This is a genomic window from Specibacter sp. AOP5-B1-6, assembly GCF_052376555.1.
Lineage (GTDB): Bacteria > Actinomycetota > Actinomycetes > Actinomycetales > Micrococcaceae > Specibacter.
In genome coordinates, this window is sequence record NZ_JBQSVT010000011.1 from 39,578 (window position 1) to 57,518 (window position 17,941).

Below are 17,941 nucleotides of genomic sequence, written 5' to 3' on the forward strand. Positions count from 1 at the left end.
GCCATGAATTCCACCGCCAAGCCTGCCCAAACCCTTCCGCAAACCGGCCGTGTCTACGCCGCCGACGCCTACCTGACAGTCATGACGGCCTTGGCGGATTGCCTGGATGCGCTCGCCCCGCCCCAGTGGGGGCTGGACACCGACTGCGCCGGCTGGACCGTGCGCCATCTGACCTCCCACCTGTTGGGCGCCCAGGAGGATGCGCTGCACGTCCCCACCGTATTGTGGCGCAGGCTGAGGGGACGACGGCGCTATCCCCACCTTTCGCCGCTTGACGCCGCCAATCAGGTTCAAGTCGACGACCACGACGGCGAGCCCATCGAACAGCTCCGCCGGCGCTACCGGGAGAATGCTCCGAAGGTGGCAAAACGTGTTCTCAACTTTCCGTCCCTGCTCACAGGCATTCCCGTGGACCCAACCATGGCCCCGGGCGATGTTCCGCTGCGGCTTGGCTATCTGTTCAACGTGATTTACCTCAGGGATGCCTGGCTGCACGGTTTTGACCTGGCCCGGGCCACGGACCTGCCAAGGACAGGGACCACGGCGGACGCGTTGGTGATGGAGCAGATCGTGCGGGACGCTGCCATGGCGTGGGGTGAGGGGCCCGGCGTCGAACTTTTCCTGACGGGGGAGTTGGAGGGGACGTGGCGGCTGGGCGGTGTCACAGTGCAAGGCCAGGTGCAGGGTGATGGTGTGGAATTTTGCCGGAGCCTGTCCGGACGGGACCCTGATTCAGCCGTCAAGTCCCTTGAGGGAGACCCGACGCTCGCGGACCGGCTCGCTTCGCTGCGAATCGTGTTCTAGCCATCCAGGTGGCAGTTGTTGGACGTCGAGGCGCTTTCCGGGCGTTTTTCATCCTGTTTCTCGTCCAGCAACTGTGACTTCGATTCTCGGCGGTGCCGGAGGGATTCGTCGAGAGTCACGGCAGGTAGGCGTATATCTCCACGGGTGCCAGCAGGCCTGAACGGAATGCGGCCAGAAGGTTGGCCAAGGCGGGGCCTTCCAAGCCCGCGGGGCCGCCGGAGGAAAGGGCCTGTTCCAGGAATGCGATGCCCTCGGCCAGGGGCTTGGCCTCTTGATCCACGGTGAATCCGGCCTGCGCCAGCCCATCACTGTAGGCAAGCGGGGGTTACACAAAGGAGATTTCGGGTGTGGCCGCCCAAGGCAGCGGATACTGTTCAATGTCTCCGCCCAGAAGCATAATGTCGTACACGGCCAGGACGCCGCCGGGCCGCAAGACGCGCGCAGTCTCGGCAAAGACCTTGTCCTTGTCCTGGATGTTCATCCCGACGTGCACCATCAACGCCGCGTCGAAGGTGTCGTCGCCGAACGGCAGGGCGAGAATGCTGCCCTGGCTGAACGACACCTGCCCGGACAATCCTGTGCGCTCCGTGATGGAGCGGGCGGTGTCAACAAATTGTGGTGTCAGCTCGACGCCGTGGACGCTCGCCCCACACTCGTGGGCCACGTGCCGGGCCACGCCGCCCAGCCCCGAACCGAGATCAATGACGCGGCTGCCGGCGTTGATGCCGACGCGTTCAGCCACCCGGGTGGTGGCGGCCGCCCCGCCAATGTGGAGCTGGTCCGCGCCGTGCAGCTCGGCCGGGGAAAAGCTCTCCGGATTGCCTCCGGCAGCACGGACGATGCCCAGTAATTGCTCCTCGGCATTGCCGCGGCTGTAGTGGGCGGCAACTGACTCTTCGGTGCTCATGGCGCCTCCATGCAGATGGAACCGGAGACACCCAAAAATCAGATGTGCCCGGCGGTGGACCGTTGATGTGATCCTACTCCGGAAGCGCCGGTGGAGCGTGGGTGTATTTGCTGCGAGAGGGTTGGTGAAAAACCCGCCATTGCTGCGAGAGGGTCCAGCACTGGAGGGGTCAGCACTGCGGGGGTGTCAATGGGGCCGGACTGGTCAGCGCGGGGGGATTTCGGTGCTGGGTGCGTCGGGTGTGGCACCTGCATCGCCGGCGTCTGCTGCGTCGATGATCCGGTACGCGTAGCCCTGCTCGGCCAGAAAGCGCTGGCGCTTGGCCGCAAAGTCGGCGTCGACGGTGTCCCGGGCCACCAAGGTGTAAAAACGGGCGGTGCGCCCATCGGACTTGGGCCGCATCAGCCGGCCCAGGCGCTGGGCCTCCTCCTGCCGGGAGCCAAAAGCCCCGGAGACCTGGATGGCAACCGAGGCCTCGGGCAGGTCGATGGAAAAGTTCGCCACCTTGGACACCACCAGCACGGAGAGGCGTCCGTCGCGGAACTCGGCAAAGAGCCGCTCACGTTCCTTCACTGGAGTGCTGCCCTTGATCAGCGGGGCGGCCAGGCGCGCGGCCAGCTCGTCGAGCTGGTCAATGTACTGCCCAATCACCAGGATCTGCTCTCCGGCGTGGGCTGCCACGAGGGTCTGCGCAACCTCCGACTTGGCCAGGGAGGTGGCGCACAAACGGTACTTCGCGCCGTCGTCCGCGGTGGCATAGGCCAGCCGCTCCGAACGGGCCAGATCGACCCGGACCTCGACACAGTCGGCCGGTGCAATGTAGCCCTGCGCCTCGATGTCCTTCCAGGGTGCGTCGTAGCGTTTGGGCCCGATCAGCGCGAACACCTCGCCCTCGCGGCCGTCCTCCCGCACCAGCGTGGCGGTCAACCCCAGCCGCCGGCGGGCCTGGAGCTCGGCGGTCATGCGGAAGATCGGGGCCGGCAGCAGGTGCACCTCGTCATAAATGAGCAGGCCCCAGTCGTTGTCGTTGAGCAGTTCCAAGTGCGGGTAGCTGCCATTGCGCCGCGTCGTCAGCACCTGGTATGTGGCGATGGTGACGGGCCGGACCTCCTTGACGGAGCCTGAATATTCGCCGATTTCCGACGCCGTCAGCGTGGTGCGCTTGAGCAGCTCAGCCTTCCACTGTCTGGCCGAGAGGGTATTGGTGACAAGGATGAGCGTTGTGGTCCCCGACGCGGCCATCGCGGCCGCCCCCACAATGGTCTTGCCCGCACCGCACGGCAACACCACCACGCCCGAACCGCCAGCCCAAAAATTCTCCTCCGCAGTGCGCTGGTATTGGCGCAGCGTCCATGGAGCCGGCCCGGTGTTTTCGCTCAGCGTGTTTTCGGACGGAGCAGGCCGGGTGGTTTCAGTCAGCGTGGTTTCCGTCAGCGCCATCAGGTGCGCCGTGCCGTCGACGTACCCGGCAAGGTCGTCCGCGGGCCAGCCGGCCTTGAGCAGCAGCTGCTTGAGCTCGCCGCGGGCCGCGCCGTGCACCACGACTGTCAGCGGATCGATGCGGGCGCCAAGCAGGGCGGCGACCTTCTTGACGTGACAGACCTCGGCAAGAATCAGCTCGTCATCGCTGCGCAGCACCAGGCCGTGCTGCGGGTCCTGCTCCAGGCGCAGCCGCCCGTACCGGGCCATGACCTCGGCAATGTCAAGCAGCAGTGCATGCGGCACCGGGTAGCGCGAATATCGCAGCAGCGTATCCACCACATGTTCGGCGTCGAGCCCGGCCGCGCTGGCGTTCCACAATCCCAGCGGGGTGATCCGGTAGCTGTGCATGTGCTCCGGCGCCCGTTCCAGTTCGGCGAAGGCGGCGATGGCGTGGCGGGCGGGGGTCGATTCCGGGTGTGCCACTTCCAGCAAGATCGTTTTGTCGCTCTGCACAATCAAGGGGCCGTCAGCCATGGTGCGCCTTCCCTTTTGGTGGGCTGGTCCTGCCGGTTTCGGATGAGGCTGCCTGTTCTGTAGCCATGATGCGGTGAATGCTGAACCGCCGTTCCTACGAGCTGCCTGGCGGCCGGGCCCGGAGCGTCCCGGCGACGAGCGATATCGGCCGCAGCAACAGCCGCTCACGTTCCCCGGCACCATCGACAACCTGCAGCCACACGTCGGCTCCGGCTTCAATCGCCTGCCGCAATTGTTCCATGACCCGCGACGGACCCGATTCGCCGCCGTCGTCGGCGGCCCACACCGGCTCGCTGCGCAGCCGCGAAATCTGGGCCGTCACTTCCGCCTCGGACGGCTCGGGCATGGAGCCGTCGGCCCGTTCAAAATAGTCTGCCGCGGCTGAACCGCGTGCTCGCATTGAGCCCTCGGGTCGGGGAGGCACGACGGCGGAAACCGGGTTCCGCTTGGTCGCGGGCTGGGCAGGTGCAGACGCGGCAAGGGCTGGCGCGGTTGGCCCGGTTGGTTCGCTGTGTTCCCCGGTGCGGCGGGCGGCGGCGGTGACCAAGTACTCCAGCGATTGTGGCACGGCTGTGCTTGAATGGCGGCGCAGGAACGCGAGAATTGTGTTGCTGTCCAGGCCGGCGGCCATGGCGGCCTCCAGCGAGGTTTGGCTAAAGCGGAAGATGCCCGCAGCGCCCTGTCCCTCGGTGGACGCGAGCAACTTCAAACGAGCCGCCACTGCCGGTGCGAGGAAACCCGGCGCGACGGCCGTCAAGTCGCCTTGAATGACGAAATGCTCGATGGGAGCCGGCAGCAGCAGGTGCAGCGAGGCACCAGCAGCGTCCCAATTCCCGAGGCTGACAGCGCGACCCGGATCGCTCAGGTTGCCCACGCCGGTGAGCCCCAGCAGCTCCATCTCGTGGAGGATGTCCGGCACCAACTTTGACAGCTCCTCCAGCTGGCGGGGGTGGCGCCAGCGAAGCAGTGCCAGGACGGATGCAGCGTCGGGTGCCGGGCTTGTGCTGCTTTGGGGGACTGGCGCTCGTGCTGGCGTGGTGGCCGAGGCGGCCGGGGTGACCGGAGTGACTGCGAGGTCGCGGACTGCAGACAGAACGTTGCGGCGCAGTGTCCGCGCCTGGGGATGCCCGGCAGCCGGTGCCAGCGGCCTTGCGGCTGCGGGGACCTTCGCGGCTTCCGGATGCGGTAAAGATGAAAACGGGAGCGCGGGTGAAAGTGTGGTTGAAGGTGTGGGCTTCCTGCCGCTGTCCTGCCAGGCCTGCACCAGCGCGAGCCATTGTGCGGTCCTGTCCAGCTCAAGCCATCCGGCCGCCGCTGCCCGCCATCGCAGCGCACTGCTGTCAAAGCGGATCAGCTGGGCCCTGGCAGCAAGTTCCAGATAAAAGCACAACTGTGCTTCATTGATTTGCAGTGATCCGGCCAGCTTTCGCACGGTTCTTACACCCAGTGCTCCGCTGCGCAGGGACTCCATGGGCGTGTGGCCGGCCAGTTCCACCAGCCCTGTCATGTTCCGCAAGAGTGTTTCCATGGCGCTGCCCGCGGCATTGTCCCGAATCCGGAGTGGAACCGGCAGCGTCGTGGCTGCTGGCGGCTGGGACCGCAGCGGCCCGGCGAAGGCGGGGCCGGGCGTGTCTCCCGCCGGGGCCTTTCGGCCCAGGGAGGATCCCACGGAGGCGAGGGGGAGAAGGTGGCGGGTGCCGCCGTCGTGCTTCTGTTGATTGTGTGCGGGCTCAGCGGCAACCAACAGTGCCAGCGCGTGCAGCTCAGGGAGCCACGGGGTGTGTTCCTCGGCAGCGTCGCCGGCAGCCAAGGCGGCCAGCACCTGCAACTGCGGCAGGTTGAGCCGGTCCAGGGCCAGGTCCACGCTGTGTGCCGTGGACAACCGGCTGGCCAGGCCGGCAAAGTTGGCGACCGGCGGGGCCATGGCATCCGGGCGCAGTCGTAACAGTTGCACCAACTCGGCATCGGAACGGTCCGCCAGATCTGCGGCCAAGGCGGCCAGGGTGCTCATGGCATTCAGCTGAAACGTTAGAGCCGGCGGCGGATGGTCACCGAACGCAGGACGCTGGCGCCCATCATGAGGAACGCGAGCGGGAGGGCGATCATGGAAATCCAGTTGAAGCCGGGCCACGGTGAGCCGCCGGCCCATTTGCTGATCAACACGACGATGAGGCAGACAAGTGCTGTCAAGGCCATGGCCATGGCCGCGTAATTGAACAACTGCCAGCCGCGGTTGACGGGTTGCGGGGCGGAAAAATGGGGGCTCATGGAGTTAACGCTAACAGCGGACAGGTGTGGCACAAACCGCAGCAGTTTCGCCAACACGGTAACCTAGAGCCTAGTAGAGCTATGCAATCTGTCACTGAAGGTATCGGCCGCATGATTCCTGGCCCGGGTACGGCGAAGATGAATCGCACAGTCGGCAGCATGTGATTCCGGCCAACAAGACTTTTAAGGGGTAAGGCAAGTGCCAATTGGCAAAGTGAAGTGGTACGACAACGAAAAAGGCTTCGGCATCATTGCTGCCGATGACGGACGCGAGGTGTTCCTGCGCGCCAATGCACTGCCCGCGGAAGCAGGCGACATCAAGCCGGGCATGCGGATGGAATTTGGTGTGGCCGACGGACGCAAGGGCGCCCAAGCCATGGCCGCCAAGCTCCTGGACCGCGGCGCATCGGTGGCCAAGGCCAAGCGGATGCCCGCACGCGACCTTGCCCCCATCGTGCAGGACCTGGTTTCCTTGCTTGAACACTCTGTGGGATCCCTGACCAACGGCAAGTATCCTGACGGTGACGCGAGCAAGATTGCCGCAGCATTGCGCAAGGTTGCCGACAACTTCGACGCATGACGGTGCCCACCATGACCGAACTTCCCGGCGAATCAGCCGCTCCAGCAGTTCCAGCCGCCATCCCCGAGGCGCGCCCCGGCGTGCCCCTCTGGCGGGTGGGAAAGCCGGATGCCTTCCTTGCAGCTGAGGTGGCGACCGCCCGCACTGCCGTGCAGAGCATTGCCGGCAGCGGGGACATCGGCAAGCACCTTGGCGCCCGCAGCGAGGGTGTCAGGTGCGTGACGCACTTGTTTGAATCCGAAAAGCCCGGGTACCGGGGCTGGGTGTGGTTTGCCACGCTGGCCCGGATCTCGCGGGGCAAGGCCGCGACCGTCAACGAGGTGGGACTTTTGCCCACCGAAGATTCTGTTCTGGCGCCGGCGTGGGTGCCCTGGTCGGAGCGGGTTCGCCCTGAGGACCAGCAGGCAGCAGATGCCGCATCGGGCCAAGGTGCACCGGCGGAACCGGCTCAAGAACCGACTGCGTCATCAGCAGACACCGACACAGACCCGGCAGCCGAGCAGACCGACGGATCCGCTGACGCCCAGGGCCACTGGGACAACGAATCGGAAGAGTCACACTAAATTCAGCTGGCGGGACTCAAACTCCTGCCGTGAAACAGCGCCTGCCCCGCGAATCAGCGGTCTAAATGGTGCCGGCGGGGACGCTCCTGCCGTGAAACAGCGCTTGCCCCGCGAATCAGCGGTTGCCCAACAGCTGGTTCGCGGGCCAGACGCTTGTTCGTGAGCAAACAGGCGGTCCCGGACGGCGGCACCGTCGATAGGGACGCAAAAACGCACAGGAAAGGCCCCTCCAACCACTGGAGGGGCCTTTCCTTGCATCGGGGCTCAGGGCGCTGAGCCGCTGAGCCTCTGGGCGCGGGCCGGCTACATGTTTTCGATCACGTAGTCGATGCAGTTGATGAGTGCCGAGACGTCTTCCGGATCGATGGCAACGAAGGTGGCGATGCGAAGCTGGTTGCGGCCAAGCTTGCGGTACGGCTCGGTGTCCACGATGCCGTTGGCGCGAAGCACCTTGGCAACGGCTGCGGCGTCCACGGAATCGTCAAAGTCGATGGTGACAATGACATTTGAACGGTCTGCGGGGTTGCTGACGAACGGGGTGGCCACCGGCGAAGCTTCTGCCCAGGAGTACAAGCGTCCGGCTGAATCCGCGGTGCGTGCAGAGGCGAAGTCGAGGCCGCCGTTCGAGTTGAGCCACTGCACCTGGTTGTTGAGGGTGACGAGGGTCGACAGCGCAGGCGTGTTGTACGTCTGGTTCTTCAGCGAGTTGTCGATGGCGGTGGTCAGGTTCAGGAAGTCCGGCACCCAGCGGTTCGACGCACCGATGCGGGCTGCACGCTCCAGCGCGGCGGGGGAGAACAGGCCAAGCCAGAGTCCGCCGTCGGAGGCGAAGTTCTTTTGCGGGGCGAAGTAGTAAACATCGCTTTCACGCACGTCCACGGCCAGGCCGCCGGCGGCTGAGGTGGCATCGATCAGCATCAGGGCGCCGTCGTCGGCGCCGGCGACCCGCTGCACGGGAGCGGCAACGCCGGTGGAGGTTTCATTCTGCGGCCAGGCGTAGGCGTCCACACCGGCCTCGGCCACTGCCACCGGGCGGGTGCCGGGCTCGGCCTTGATGATGGAGGAGGAGTCCAGGAACGGGGCGTTGTTGGTGGCCGCGGCAAACTTGGAACCAAATTCACCGAAGGACAGGTGCTGGGCTTTTTTCTCCACAAGACCAAACGAGGCAACATCCCAGAATGCCGTGGAACCGCCAACACCCAGGATGACCTCGTAGTCGTCAGGGGCGCCAAAGAACTGCTTCAGGCCGCTGCGGACGTCGCCGACAAGGTTCTTGACCGGAGCCTGGCGGTGGGAGGTGCCCAACAGTGCAGAGCCTGCTTCGGAGAGTGCCGCCACCTGCTCGGGGCGGACCTTGGAAGGGCCCGCGCCAAAACGGCCGTCGGCCGGACGCAGGTTGGCGGGAATGGTGAGGGGCGTGGAATCGCTCACGAGTTGCTCCAAAAATTATGCGATGGAAGGTATGTCGGTGCCAGTGGCTGCTGCCAATTCTGCCGTAGAACCGGCTCCAGCGGAAAAAGTGTCCGCGGGTCAAGAAATATTCTGCACCGGGGATCGGTTCCAAGAAGAGGGCGTGGATTCCCGGGATCGTTGCAATCAGGCTAACGTAGACACGAAAGTCCTTGCCCCAAACTTGCCCAATAACAGGAGGATGCTGACGTGGCTGATCTGATTGACACGACGGAAATGTATTTGCGGACAATCCTGGAGTTGGAAGAAGAGAACATCGTGGCCTTGCGGGCGCGCATTGCCGAGCGCCTGCACCACTCCGGCCCCACAGTCTCCCAAACCATTGGACGCATGGAACGCGACGGCCTGGTCATAGTTTCCGGTGACAGGCATTTGGAACTGACCCCTGCCGGACGGGACAAGGCCACCCGCGTCATGCGCAAGCACCGGCTGGCTGAACGGCTGCTTGCCGATGTCATTGGCCTTGACTGGGCGTATGTCCACGAAGAAGCCTGCCGCTGGGAGCATGTGATGAGCGAAAGGGTTGAACAGCGTTTGTTCGACCTGCTGGGCAGGCCCAACGAGTCACCGTACGGGAACCCGATTCCGGGGCTTGAAGAGCTCGGAGGTGAGATTGCTCCCGTTTTTGCGGCGGGGCTGGTCACGCTCGTCGATGCCATGGCCACGTATTCACCCGGCCAGGAGGTTGTCATTCACAGGCTCTCCGAACGCATCCAGGTGGAGCCGGAACTGCTGCTCCAGCTAGATGAAGGCGGCCTGCGGCCCGGCGCCAGGATTTCCCTGGCGCAGGTGGGGGAGTACATTTCCGTCCGCGTCCCGGACATCGAAGGGGCGCTGGAGCTCCCGCCTGAGGTCGCCTCACATGTGTTTGTCGCCATGAGTTAGAGTTTCCACTGTGACCAATCACTATTGACAATCTCGGTAACGGAATTGTTACGTTTACCGCTTGTACCGTATAGTAATATTCTGACGCCGTAACCAAAGCGTTACCATTTTGCGACACCGAACCTTGCCTTCGCAACAATGGACAGTAATCACTAAGGCAGGGGCGGGGGAACCACATTCGGCAGACGTACAGTCTGCCTTGGGGTGAAGCCCACACTCGAAACGCAACACACCTGACTGGCCCAATCCATTGGACTGTGCCATGGCCAGATGTGTGCCAAGAGCTTGGGCCGGATCAACAGCATGACTCTCTGATCCGAATCCGACAGCTAACTTCGCAGGTGCTTTATAGAGAGGTAATTAGTGTCAGAAGTTAAACAGCGGGGACGCCGTCGGGCGTCGTCGCCGGTAACTCATGAGCTTGCATCCCTGCCGGGAAGCCGCCGTGCAGCCATTGCTGCAGAGCGAATCAGCTCACCATCAAACATTTCAGTGGCCCAGCTGCTGCGTGCAGGTGTTGCCAGCGGAGCCGGCCAGAAGGTTGGCGTGGCCATGGCCGCGACAGGCCTGGTCCTGGCAGTCACGCTGCCGTCCACACAGGCCATTGACACGCAGCACATTGAGACCGCAACAGCGGCATCTGTGGAAGCGGAGCCTGCCGTGACGGCCGGGGCGGAAATCCCCATCGCCTTCGCCGCCCCTGAGGTTGGCAGCGCATTGAACCCCGATGGCCGGCTCAAGGAAACCTTGAAGGTCAACGCCTCCGACGTCGCCCCGCAGGCTGCCAAGGGGACTCTCGGAGCCCCGCTGGAGAACCTGGTGCCAAGTTCGCCGTTCGGCGGACGCATCAGCCCCATCACGGGTCAGGTTGACGAGCAGCACACGGGCCAGGACTTCGCCATTGCGAGCGGCACTGACGTGCTTGCGGCCGCCGGCGGAACTGTCACCTTCTCGGGCTGGCACCAGTACGGTGGCGGCAACCGTGTGGTCGTGGACCACGGCAACGGGCTCTCAACGTCCTACAACCACATGAGCAGCAACTCCGTCAAGGTTGGCGACAAGGTCGAACGCGGCGACGTGGTGGGCCTCAGCGGCTCCACAGGCGCCTCGACCGGCCCGCACCTGCACTTTGAGGTCATCGTCAATGACGAAACCGTCGATCCCCTGGGCTGGCTTTAATTCCTCCACAGGCGACTTTTAGTTACGAGTTAGTCACAGGACCGTGACCTGAACGTGACATTGCCAAAAATCTGTTGTACCGTCGTAATCGCGCCAACTTCGAATCAAGCTGGCGCCCATGGGTTGATTGCCTAGCTCTGCCACTACTCATGGTCCGTTCGTATCAATCGTCTGGCAGGGGCGGGGGAACCAATAATCGGACTGCGCGTCAAGCAAAAGTCCTAGGGGTGAAGCCGCGAAGCGTTCAACGCAGGAAAGAAGAAATTCTTTCGGTGTGCCAACGTGGAGCGGCCGGGTGACTCCCATCCGAATCCGACAGCTTACCTCGCAGGCTTTGGGAGAGGAATCCTTCTTGGCTTCAAACACTGCCCTTGGGCGCCACCGCGCCGAGGTTGTTAAGACCAGCCCGATCTCCACCCTCACGAAAGCCGTCAGTTCCAATGCCGGCGGGGTTGGTCGTCAGGCCGCAGTAATCGCAGCAGCCTCCGGACTGGTGCTGACATCCGGTATCGCAGCAAATGCGGCTACTCCCACAGTGGAGCGCGCTTCTGACGGTGCCACCACGCTGAACCTGAACACGGAACTTGCTTCCGTAATCACGGCAGCATCCACGGTGAAGATCTCATTCGCCACCCCCGCCATCACCTCCACCCCGGCTCCTGTAGTTGAAGCGCCGGCAGTTGTAGAGGCACAGAGCAGTGAAGTTGCTGTTGAGCCGGCTGTTGAAGCCGTTGAAGCAGCGCCCGTTGTTGAAGAAGCGCCGGTTGCTGAAGCAGCACCCGTCGTTGAAGAAGCACCGGCAGCAGCACCTGCTCCGACTGTAACCACCAGCACTCCTGAAGCTGCACCCGCACCGGCAACCCAGAGCGGAATTGGCGCAACCATCGCCAGCGCCGCACTGGCCCAGCTTGGCGTTGCCCAGGATTGCACCGCACTTGCCAGCAACTCTTTGGCTGCCGCTGGAATCAACTTCCACGACTGGCCCGCTGGCTACATGAGCTTGGGCCGCACGGTTTCACAGGCCGAAGCACAGCCCGGTGACTTGATTTACTACGCCGACGGCGGCGCGGGCCTGGCCCACATCGCTGTCTACATTGGCGACGGCCAGGCCGTACACGGTGGATGGGAAGGCGGCACAACCGCAGTCTTCTCCGTCAACGTCGGTTCAGGTCCCGTTTTCATTGCGATGGGTCACTAAAGAACGTTTTTACCCAATGAACCCCGTCTTCGGACGGGGTTCATTCGTTTAACGGGTGTGGACTTCCATTCGGCCCAAACCTGACGCCCGGGCCAGTCGGCGCTGGTGTGCCACGGTGCGGCTTTCCGGCAAAGTACGACGACGGCCCCAGTTGCCTTTGCAGCGGAGGGCGGACACGCTCCGCCGGTGGTTCTACGCGCCGTCGCTGCGCTCGGGTTGCGCCGGCTCCTGTCGCCCGGATTCGGGCTGTGACGGTCCGCGGTCGATGGTGGTGGCCAGCGGGATCTCCTTCACGAAGAGCAGCAGGATCCCGGCCAGCACCAGCAGCGGAACCATGTACACAAAGATGGGTGTCAGGGCGTCGTTGTAGGCGCCGATCACAATCCCGCGCAGCTGTTCGGGCAGTTGGCGGACAATTTCGGGTGTGAGCGAGTTGACGGCCCCGGCGCCCTGCCCGCCGGAACCGCCGGTGCCTGCCAGCCGTTCCGCCAGGATGCTCGTCAGGCGGTGTGCAAACAAGCTGCCCACCACGGCGGAGCCCAGTGATGCCCCGATCTGGCGGAAGTAGTTGTTGGATGCCGTGGCCATGCCCACCTGGGAAATGGGGAACTGGTTTTGCACAATCAACACCAGGATCTGCATCGACGTGCCAAGCCCGATGCCCATGATGGCCAGGTAGGCGCAGATGACCCAGACAGGCATGGTGGGGGTCATGCTTGAGAGCAGCACCAGCGCAACTGCCACAATGAACATGCCGGTGATGGGCAGCCACTTGTACCGGCCGGTCCTGCTCACCAGCTGCCCTGAGCCGATCGAGGTCACCAGCAAGCCCGCCATCATCGGGATCATGAGGAAGCCGGCCTGGGTGGCGTTGGCGCCGGTCACCATTTGCAGGTAGGTGGGCAGGTAGGCGAGCGTGCCGAACATGGCGATGCCCGTGATCAGCCCGGCAGCGGTTGTGAGGTTGAAGTTGCGGTCCTTGAACAGGTGCAGCGACATGATCGGGTGCTGGGCACGGTGTTCAACCAGCACAAACAGCAGCGCGGCAAGCACAGTGCCCGCACCCATGCCAATGATTTGCGGTGAACTCCAGTCGTACTTGGTCCCGCCCCAGGTGCTGACCAGCACCAGCAGGGTCGAGGTGGCGCCCAGCAGCGCCATGCCGGCAACATCCACACGGGCCTTGGTGCGCGGATGCGCCGGCAGCCGCAGGAAGAACGCGGCCGAAACAATGGCCAGGATGCCCAGTGGAATGTTCATCCACAGGCCCCAGCGCCAGCCGATCCCGTCGGTGAACCAGCCGCCCAGCAGCGGTCCGGCCACGGACGACAGCGCAAACACGCCGCCCATGATGCCCATGTAGCGCCCGCGCTCCCTGGCCGGGACGACGTCGGCAATAATGGCCTGCGAGAGCAGCATCAACCCGCCGCCGCCGAGCCCCTGGACGCCGCGGCCAATGATCAGCCACGTCATGTCCTGGGCAAAACCGCCCACGATGGAGCCCACGATGAAGATTGAAATGGCGCCGATGAACAGGCCCTTACGGCCGATGAGGTCGCCCAGCTTCCCGTAAATCGGCAGCATGATGGTTGAGGCGAGGATGTAAATGGTGATGACCCACAGCATCTCGCTGACGCCGTTGAGCTCGCCAACAATGGTGGGCAGGGCCGTGCTGAAAATGGTCTGGTCAAGCGAGGCCAGCAGCATTGTCAGCATGAGTCCGGCAAAGACCAGCAGGATGCTGCGCCGGTCGCCGGTGGTGGGTGGATGCACTTTATGGGTGGTTGCAGTCATGGTGTTTTCCTAGCGGCCGGATGTTTTTGCGGGCGGCTGTGGGGGATCTTTCTGGTGAAGCACGACGGCGTGCTGCCGCCGGCCTTGGGTTGCGGCGCCGGCTTGCGCTGGACGGCCAGGGCGACGGGCGGCTTGCGCTGGACAGCGCAGGATGCGGACAGACCGGGATGCCGGCAGCTGGTTAGGGCCAGTGTTCGTTGCTGGTGATCCGTTGAATCAAGGCCGACGCGGCCTGGACCAGCTCTTCGCGGGTGTCGGTGAAATTGCCTGCCACCCACTTTTGCATCGCAAAGCGCATGGCCCCCGAAACGAGGGAAACAACCATGCGGGCCTCGTCCTCAAGGTCGGGTGTTTGGTCCTCGCTCCGGCCGTGGAAACGGTATCTGTCAAGGACGCAGCCGACGTAGCTTTCCTCGGTCTCACTGATCCGGGCCTTTTCCCGGTTGAGAAGTTCAGGGGTTTGGTGGATCAGCTGGTGCCTGGCCTGAAACAGCTCAAAGTCCGCGTCGACCGAGACGAAGGTTTCGGCAATCATGTTGAACAAATCGCCAAACACGCTGGAGCCACTGCCCGCAACGAAGGCCCTGTGCTGCTCCGGCGTGGGCATAACCCTGGTGGGGCTGACGTACACGCCTTCCTTGCTGCCAAAGTAGTTGAAGAAGGTGCGTGCGGAGACCGTGCTGACCGCACAGATCATGTCCACCGTGACATTTTCATAGCCGTGTTCAAGCCCCAGCTCGATGGCGGCACGGCGGATGGCCAGCCGTGTGGCAGTGCGTTTTCTGTTGCGCAACGTGTCTTGGGACAGTGCTGCCCGGGCGTGGACGGCCGGCGGAAGGGCTGGCAGGACTGGGGTTGTCAGCGGTGAATCAGTGCTCATGGTGGCTCCAAAGGGTGCACAGCATGTGTCGCGTATTTCCGAACGGCACAACTCCAAGTCTAAATGCAGTTTGTGCAAATGTGCAGTGAGTGCACGAATCTTTTCTGGGGGCTCTTGTCGGGGGCTCTTTTCTGGTGGCTGTTGTGGTGCTTCCGGGCCGACAGGCCGGATACCATGGCACCCATGACGACTTCGATGTGGTGCCCGTGCATGCGATAGTGCTGGCCGGCGGGCGCTCCCGCAGGCTCGGCGGGGTGGCGAAGGCCGGACTCACCCTCGAAGGGCTGACATTGCTGGCGCGAACCGTGGACGCGGCAGCCCACATCATCTCGGGATCGCCCGCCGTCGCTGCGCCAGCCACAGCGCGCGGGAAGGGAAACACGCAAGGCCGGATCGCCGTCGTGGGTCCCGTGGAAAAGATTGCGCACTGGCTGGAGACCGCACAATTCCGAGAGCACGTGACAACGGTCCAGGAGGACCCGCCGTTTTCAGGTCCCGCGGCCGGCATTGCCGCGGGCCTGGCAGCGCTGGGGGACGCGGACGGGGATGTGCTCGTCCTTGCCTGCGACATGCCACGCGCGGCGGAAGTTGCCCGTCTGCTGGTCCGGGAATTGTGGGAAGTTGCCGGTGATGCGGGTGTCATGGCGGTGTCGGACGGGCGGAAGCAGCCGTTGGCAGCCATTTATCCGCTGGCGGCGTTGCGGACGGCTGTGGGCGAGGCGCAGGCGGCGCACCGTCTGGAGAATGCCTCGGTTTTCTCCTTGCTTGCTAATGTGAACATCAAGGAATGCGTCGTGCCTTCAGGCCTGACGGCAGACATCGACACCTGGGAGGACGCCCGCGCGCAGGGGATTGCTGCGGGGCCGCCCGACACGAAAGGTCAGCAAGTGGAAAATCAAGATGAGGTTTTGCAGGCGTGGACCCGGAAGCTGCTTGAAGCCTTTGAAATTGCCGACATTGACGTTGACATCCACGCCGTGTTGAACCTGGCAGGGGTTGCCGCACACTCAATCGTGCGCCCCGCGGCCCCGTTGACAACGTTTGTGGCCGGACTCGCCGCAGGGTTGGCCGCCGGGTCGGGCCAGGCAAGCGAGGCTGCTTCCATGAAGGCGGCGTTGGGTCTGGCCAAGCAGCTTGCCGCGGCCGAGGCACCCGCGGCCCAGGCACCGGCGGCCGAGGCACCCGATGCGGCAGCTGGCGGCAGCGCTGCCGAAACCCCCGCCGGAAACTAGCATCACCATGGTTGATGGTGTGGACCCGGCCCCGTCCGGCCGGAAAGCTGGCAACGATTCGGCGCCCGCCGTCGAAACTGCCGCCGCGGAAACGCCCGCGGAAACGCCCGCCGTTGTCCTGCCCCACACCTGGCAGGAAGCCCGTGACCGTGCGTGGGAGGTTGCCGTGCCGCTGCCTGCCCACGCCGTTCCGCTCGCATCGGCCATGGGGCGGATCCTTGGCGTCGACGTCTTCTCCCGCCACGCCATGCCACATTACGCTTCCTCGGCCATGGACGGCTGGGCTGTTGCCGGCAGCCCGCCGTGGATCATCGCCGAGAAAGGCCACAAGCTCGCAGCTGGCCAGGCCGTTCCCATTCTCACCGGGGGTCTCATGCCGCCCGGTGCCAAGTCGGTGCTGCGCAGCGAGTCCGGCACGCTGTCGACGGACGACGACGGTCTGCCGGTTTTGGTGCGCGGCGCTGCGGCCCGTCCCGGCGAACCAAAGAACGGCCAGCACATCCGGCCGGCCAGCCAGGAAGCCGAGGCCGGGGAGCGGTTGATCGAGGCCGGCACCACCTTGAACCCCGCCCATGTTTCCTTGGCAGCCCTTGGCGGCCTGGACGAACTCCAGGTCCTTGGCAGGCCTGCCGTAAAAATCGTCCTCACGGGCGACGAAGTGGTGCCCTCCGGCATCCCCGAACCCGGCTTTGTCCGCGACGCGTTTTCGCCGCAGCTTGGCGCGGTCGTCGCCATGCTGGGCGGCTCCGTTGTTGGGCTGCAGCGGGCGGGGGACACCTTGGCCTCGATGCTCGACGCGCTCGTCGACGACGAGGATGACCCGGCCGACGTCGTCATCACCACCGGCGCCACGGGCCACTCAAGCGCAGACTTTCTGCGGGAGGCCATCACGGCAATGGGCGGCACCTTCCACGTCCCGCAGATCGCCATGCGCCCCGGCCACCCCACCCTGCTGGCCGAACTGCCCGACGGCCGCTTCATCGTGGGCCTGCCCGGCAATCCGCTGGCCGCCATGATTGGCCTCATGACGCTCGGCACCCCGCTGCTGGCCAGGCTGGGAAGCCTGCCCCGGCCGGCCACCACGGAGGTGGCCTGCGGCTCGCCCATCAAGGAATACCAGGGCCCCACACGCCTCATGCCGTACAAATTGGTGTACGGCCTCGCGTCCCCGTGCGCCAACAGTGACTCCGCCATGATGCGCGGACTCGCAGCCGCCGACGGCGTCATGGTTGTCCCGCCGCACGGCGCCAAGATGGGCGAGACGCTCAGCGCAATGGCCCTCCCATGGACGTGAGCTTCACCTGTCCGGACGGCCGCACGCTGCATGGCCACCACTTCGAGGTGCCCGACGGCGTGGAGCGGCTTGGCACCGTCGTCATCGCCTGCGCCACGGCCGTCAAGGCGAACTACTACCACCGCTACGCCGCGTTCCTGGCCGACAACGGTTTCGCGGCCGTCACCTTCGACTACCGGGGGATTGGGGCATCCCGCGGCGGGTCGCTGCGCGGGCAACAGGTGCGCTGGCACGAGTGGGGATCCCTGGACATCGACACCGTGCTTGCCTGGGCGTTGGAACAGTCGCCCAAGCTGCCGGTGCACCTTGTGGGCCACAGCTTTGGCGGGTTCGGCGTGGGGCTCGCCGAACATGCGGCCGGCCTCTCCCGGATTCTCACCGTGGGCGCACAACACGCGTACTGGCGGGACCTGCGGTTCAAGGACAAGGCCGCCCACTGGGGCCGGGCAGCCATCACCGTTCCGTTGGTTGCCGTCTGCGGCTACTTCCCCGCCAAGCGCCTGGGCGTGATGGAAGACCTCCCGGCCGGTGTGGCCCTAGACTGGGCCCGCAGCCGCAAGAACTTTACGACGGCGGCTGCCGGCTCCCAGCGCGACGCCCTGCGCGCGCACCAAGCCGCCGTGACGGCACCCATCCTGGCCCTGGCACCGAACGACGACTCCTACGCCACCGTTCCGGCCATGGAAAGGGCCGCCGCCTACACGCCCAACAGCACGTCCCGCATCATCCACCTGCGTCCCGAGGACTACGGCGAAACAACGCTTGGCCATTTTGCCTTGTTCCACAGCCGCTACCGAACCACGTTCTGGGAACAAACCCTGGCCTGGCTGAAGGACGGCACCTGGGACGCAACAGACGCAACAGGCTCGACCAGCCCCGCCCCTTAAAGCCAAACCCTCCTGCAGGTTTGGGGCGTTTTGACCAGACCCTC

At 64.7% G+C, this 17,941-nt stretch carries 17 protein-coding genes and 2 riboswitches; of the genes, 9 read left to right on the plus strand and 8 right to left on the minus strand.

The features are described from left to right. The first annotated feature begins 3 nt into the window (after window positions 1-3). Window positions 4-804 carry a maleylpyruvate isomerase family mycothiol-dependent enzyme gene (locus ACT3TS_RS07545; RefSeq protein WP_444530888.1) on the plus strand — a complete coding sequence of 267 codons (801 nt, stop codon included), beginning with the start codon at window positions 4-6 and terminating at the stop codon, window positions 802-804. Window positions 805-919: 115 nt separating this feature from the next. Here the strand turns inward: ACT3TS_RS07545 and ACT3TS_RS07550 are convergent, their stop codons facing one another. From ACT3TS_RS07550 to ACT3TS_RS07570, 5 genes are all read right to left on the minus strand, one after another. Continuing rightward, a complete protein-coding gene (locus ACT3TS_RS07550; RefSeq protein WP_444530889.1) occupies window positions 920-1,084 on the minus strand; it encodes a hypothetical protein in 165 nt (54 codons plus the stop codon). 45 nt (window positions 1,085-1,129) lie between these two features. Continuing rightward, the gene (locus tag ACT3TS_RS07555) at window positions 1,130-1,711 is read right to left on the minus strand and encodes a class I SAM-dependent methyltransferase (protein WP_444530890.1); all 582 of its coding nucleotides are present in this window, start codon (window positions 1,709-1,711) and stop codon (window positions 1,130-1,132) included. Between the two features lie 204 nt (window positions 1,712-1,915). Continuing rightward, window positions 1,916-3,667, minus strand: a complete 1,752-nt coding sequence (locus tag ACT3TS_RS07560) for a DNA repair helicase XPB (RefSeq protein ID WP_444530891.1) — start codon at window positions 3,665-3,667, stop codon at window positions 1,916-1,918. A gap of 94 nt (window positions 3,668-3,761) precedes the next feature. Further along, window positions 3,762-5,678: a helicase-associated domain-containing protein gene (locus tag ACT3TS_RS07565; RefSeq protein WP_444530892.1), complete on the minus strand. Its 1,917-nt coding sequence runs from the start codon at window positions 5,676-5,678 to the stop codon at window positions 3,762-3,764. Between the two features lie 17 nt (window positions 5,679-5,695). After that, a complete protein-coding gene (locus ACT3TS_RS07570; RefSeq protein ID WP_444530893.1) occupies window positions 5,696-5,935 on the minus strand; it encodes a hypothetical protein in 240 nt (79 codons plus the stop codon). A 199-nt stretch (window positions 5,936-6,134) separates the two neighbouring features. Here ACT3TS_RS07570 and ACT3TS_RS07575 point away from each other — a divergent pair, with 199 nt between their 5' ends. Both ACT3TS_RS07575 and ACT3TS_RS07580 read left to right on the plus strand, forming a co-directional pair. Next, entirely contained in the window at window positions 6,135-6,515 is a 381-nt protein-coding gene (locus tag ACT3TS_RS07575) for a cold-shock protein (RefSeq protein WP_444530894.1), read from the plus strand. An 11-nt stretch (window positions 6,516-6,526) separates the two neighbouring features. Further along, on the plus strand, window positions 6,527-7,078 hold the full coding sequence (locus ACT3TS_RS07580) for a DUF3027 domain-containing protein (protein WP_444530895.1): 552 nt from the start codon (window positions 6,527-6,529) through the stop codon (window positions 7,076-7,078). 303 nt (window positions 7,079-7,381) lie between these two features. On the opposite strand, the gene serC is transcribed toward ACT3TS_RS07580, so the two are convergent. After that, entirely contained in the window at window positions 7,382-8,509 is a 1,128-nt protein-coding gene (serC, locus tag ACT3TS_RS07585; protein ID WP_444530896.1) for a phosphoserine transaminase, read from the minus strand. A gap of 228 nt (window positions 8,510-8,737) precedes the next feature. Here serC and ACT3TS_RS07590 point away from each other — a divergent pair, with 228 nt between their 5' ends. The 3 genes from ACT3TS_RS07590 (at window position 8,738) to ACT3TS_RS07600 (ending at window position 11,810) form a co-directional block, all read left to right on the plus strand. Continuing rightward, window positions 8,738-9,433: a metal-dependent transcriptional regulator gene (locus ACT3TS_RS07590; protein ID WP_444530897.1), complete on the plus strand. Its 696-nt coding sequence runs from the start codon at window positions 8,738-8,740 to the stop codon at window positions 9,431-9,433. A 140-nt stretch (window positions 9,434-9,573) separates the two neighbouring features. Continuing rightward, window positions 9,574-9,792, plus strand: a riboswitch (cyclic di-AMP (ydaO/yuaA leader). A 4-nt stretch (window positions 9,793-9,796) separates the two neighbouring features. After that, window positions 9,797-10,612 (plus strand): M23 family metallopeptidase, encoded by an 816-nt coding sequence (locus ACT3TS_RS07595; RefSeq protein WP_444530898.1) that lies wholly within the window; start codon window positions 9,797-9,799, stop codon window positions 10,610-10,612. A gap of 142 nt (window positions 10,613-10,754) precedes the next feature. Continuing rightward, a riboswitch (cyclic di-AMP (ydaO/yuaA leader) is annotated at window positions 10,755-10,960 on the plus strand. Between the two features lie 4 nt (window positions 10,961-10,964). After that, the gene (locus ACT3TS_RS07600) at window positions 10,965-11,810 is read left to right on the plus strand and encodes an NlpC/P60 family protein (RefSeq protein WP_444530899.1); all 846 of its coding nucleotides are present in this window, start codon (window positions 10,965-10,967) and stop codon (window positions 11,808-11,810) included. A 192-nt stretch (window positions 11,811-12,002) separates the two neighbouring features. Here the strand turns inward: ACT3TS_RS07600 and ACT3TS_RS07605 are convergent, their stop codons facing one another. Both ACT3TS_RS07605 and ACT3TS_RS07610 read right to left on the minus strand, forming a co-directional pair. Beyond that, window positions 12,003-13,604: an MDR family MFS transporter gene (locus ACT3TS_RS07605; protein WP_444530900.1), complete on the minus strand. Its 1,602-nt coding sequence runs from the start codon at window positions 13,602-13,604 to the stop codon at window positions 12,003-12,005. A gap of 181 nt (window positions 13,605-13,785) precedes the next feature. Further along, window positions 13,786-14,484, minus strand: coding sequence for a TetR/AcrR family transcriptional regulator (locus ACT3TS_RS07610; protein ID WP_444530901.1), 699 nt, complete (start codon window positions 14,482-14,484; stop codon window positions 13,786-13,788). A gap of 89 nt (window positions 14,485-14,573) precedes the next feature. Here ACT3TS_RS07610 and ACT3TS_RS07615 point away from each other — a divergent pair, with 89 nt between their 5' ends. From ACT3TS_RS07615 to ACT3TS_RS07625, 3 genes are read left to right on the plus strand one after another with little or no spacing between them, the layout of a single operon-like run. Next, window positions 14,574-15,716, plus strand: a complete 1,143-nt coding sequence (locus ACT3TS_RS07615; protein ID WP_444530902.1) for an NTP transferase domain-containing protein — start codon at window positions 14,574-14,576, stop codon at window positions 15,714-15,716. Between the two features lie 7 nt (window positions 15,717-15,723). After that, window positions 15,724-17,010, plus strand: a complete 1,287-nt coding sequence (locus ACT3TS_RS07620; RefSeq protein WP_444530903.1) for a molybdopterin molybdotransferase MoeA — start codon at window positions 15,724-15,726, stop codon at window positions 17,008-17,010. Further along, window positions 17,001-17,897, plus strand: coding sequence for an alpha/beta hydrolase family protein (locus ACT3TS_RS07625; RefSeq protein ID WP_444530904.1), 897 nt, complete (start codon window positions 17,001-17,003; stop codon window positions 17,895-17,897). Before ACT3TS_RS07620 ends, ACT3TS_RS07625 begins: the two co-directional genes overlap by 10 nt. Window positions 17,898-17,941 lie beyond the last annotated feature (44 nt).

Excerpts from the sequence above, each read along its gene's own strand:
- ACT3TS_RS07545 (WP_444530888.1), top strand. The coding sequence starts at position 4 with ATGAATTCCACCGCCAAGCCTGCCCAAACCCTTCCGCAAACCGGCCGT.
- ACT3TS_RS07555 (WP_444530890.1), bottom strand. The coding sequence starts at position 1,711 with ATGAGCACCGAAGAGTCAGTTGCCGCCCACTACAGCCGCGGCAATGCC.
- ACT3TS_RS07560 (WP_444530891.1), bottom strand. The coding sequence starts at position 3,667 with ATGGCTGACGGCCCCTTGATTGTGCAGAGCGACAAAACGATCTTGCTG.
- ACT3TS_RS07565 (WP_444530892.1), bottom strand. The coding sequence starts at position 5,678 with ATGAGCACCCTGGCCGCCTTGGCCGCAGATCTGGCGGACCGTTCCGAT.
- ACT3TS_RS07570 (WP_444530893.1), bottom strand. The coding sequence starts at position 5,935 with ATGAGCCCCCATTTTTCCGCCCCGCAACCCGTCAACCGCGGCTGGCAG.
- ACT3TS_RS07580 (WP_444530895.1), top strand. The coding sequence starts at position 6,527 with ATGACCGAACTTCCCGGCGAATCAGCCGCTCCAGCAGTTCCAGCCGCC.
- ACT3TS_RS07605 (WP_444530900.1), bottom strand. The coding sequence starts at position 13,604 with ATGACTGCAACCACCCATAAAGTGCATCCACCCACCACCGGCGACCGG.
- ACT3TS_RS07610 (WP_444530901.1), bottom strand. The coding sequence starts at position 14,484 with ATGAGCACTGATTCACCGCTGACAACCCCAGTCCTGCCAGCCCTTCCG.
- ACT3TS_RS07620 (WP_444530903.1), top strand. The coding sequence starts at position 15,724 with ATGGTTGATGGTGTGGACCCGGCCCCGTCCGGCCGGAAAGCTGGCAAC.
- ACT3TS_RS07625 (WP_444530904.1), top strand. The coding sequence starts at position 17,001 with ATGGACGTGAGCTTCACCTGTCCGGACGGCCGCACGCTGCATGGCCAC.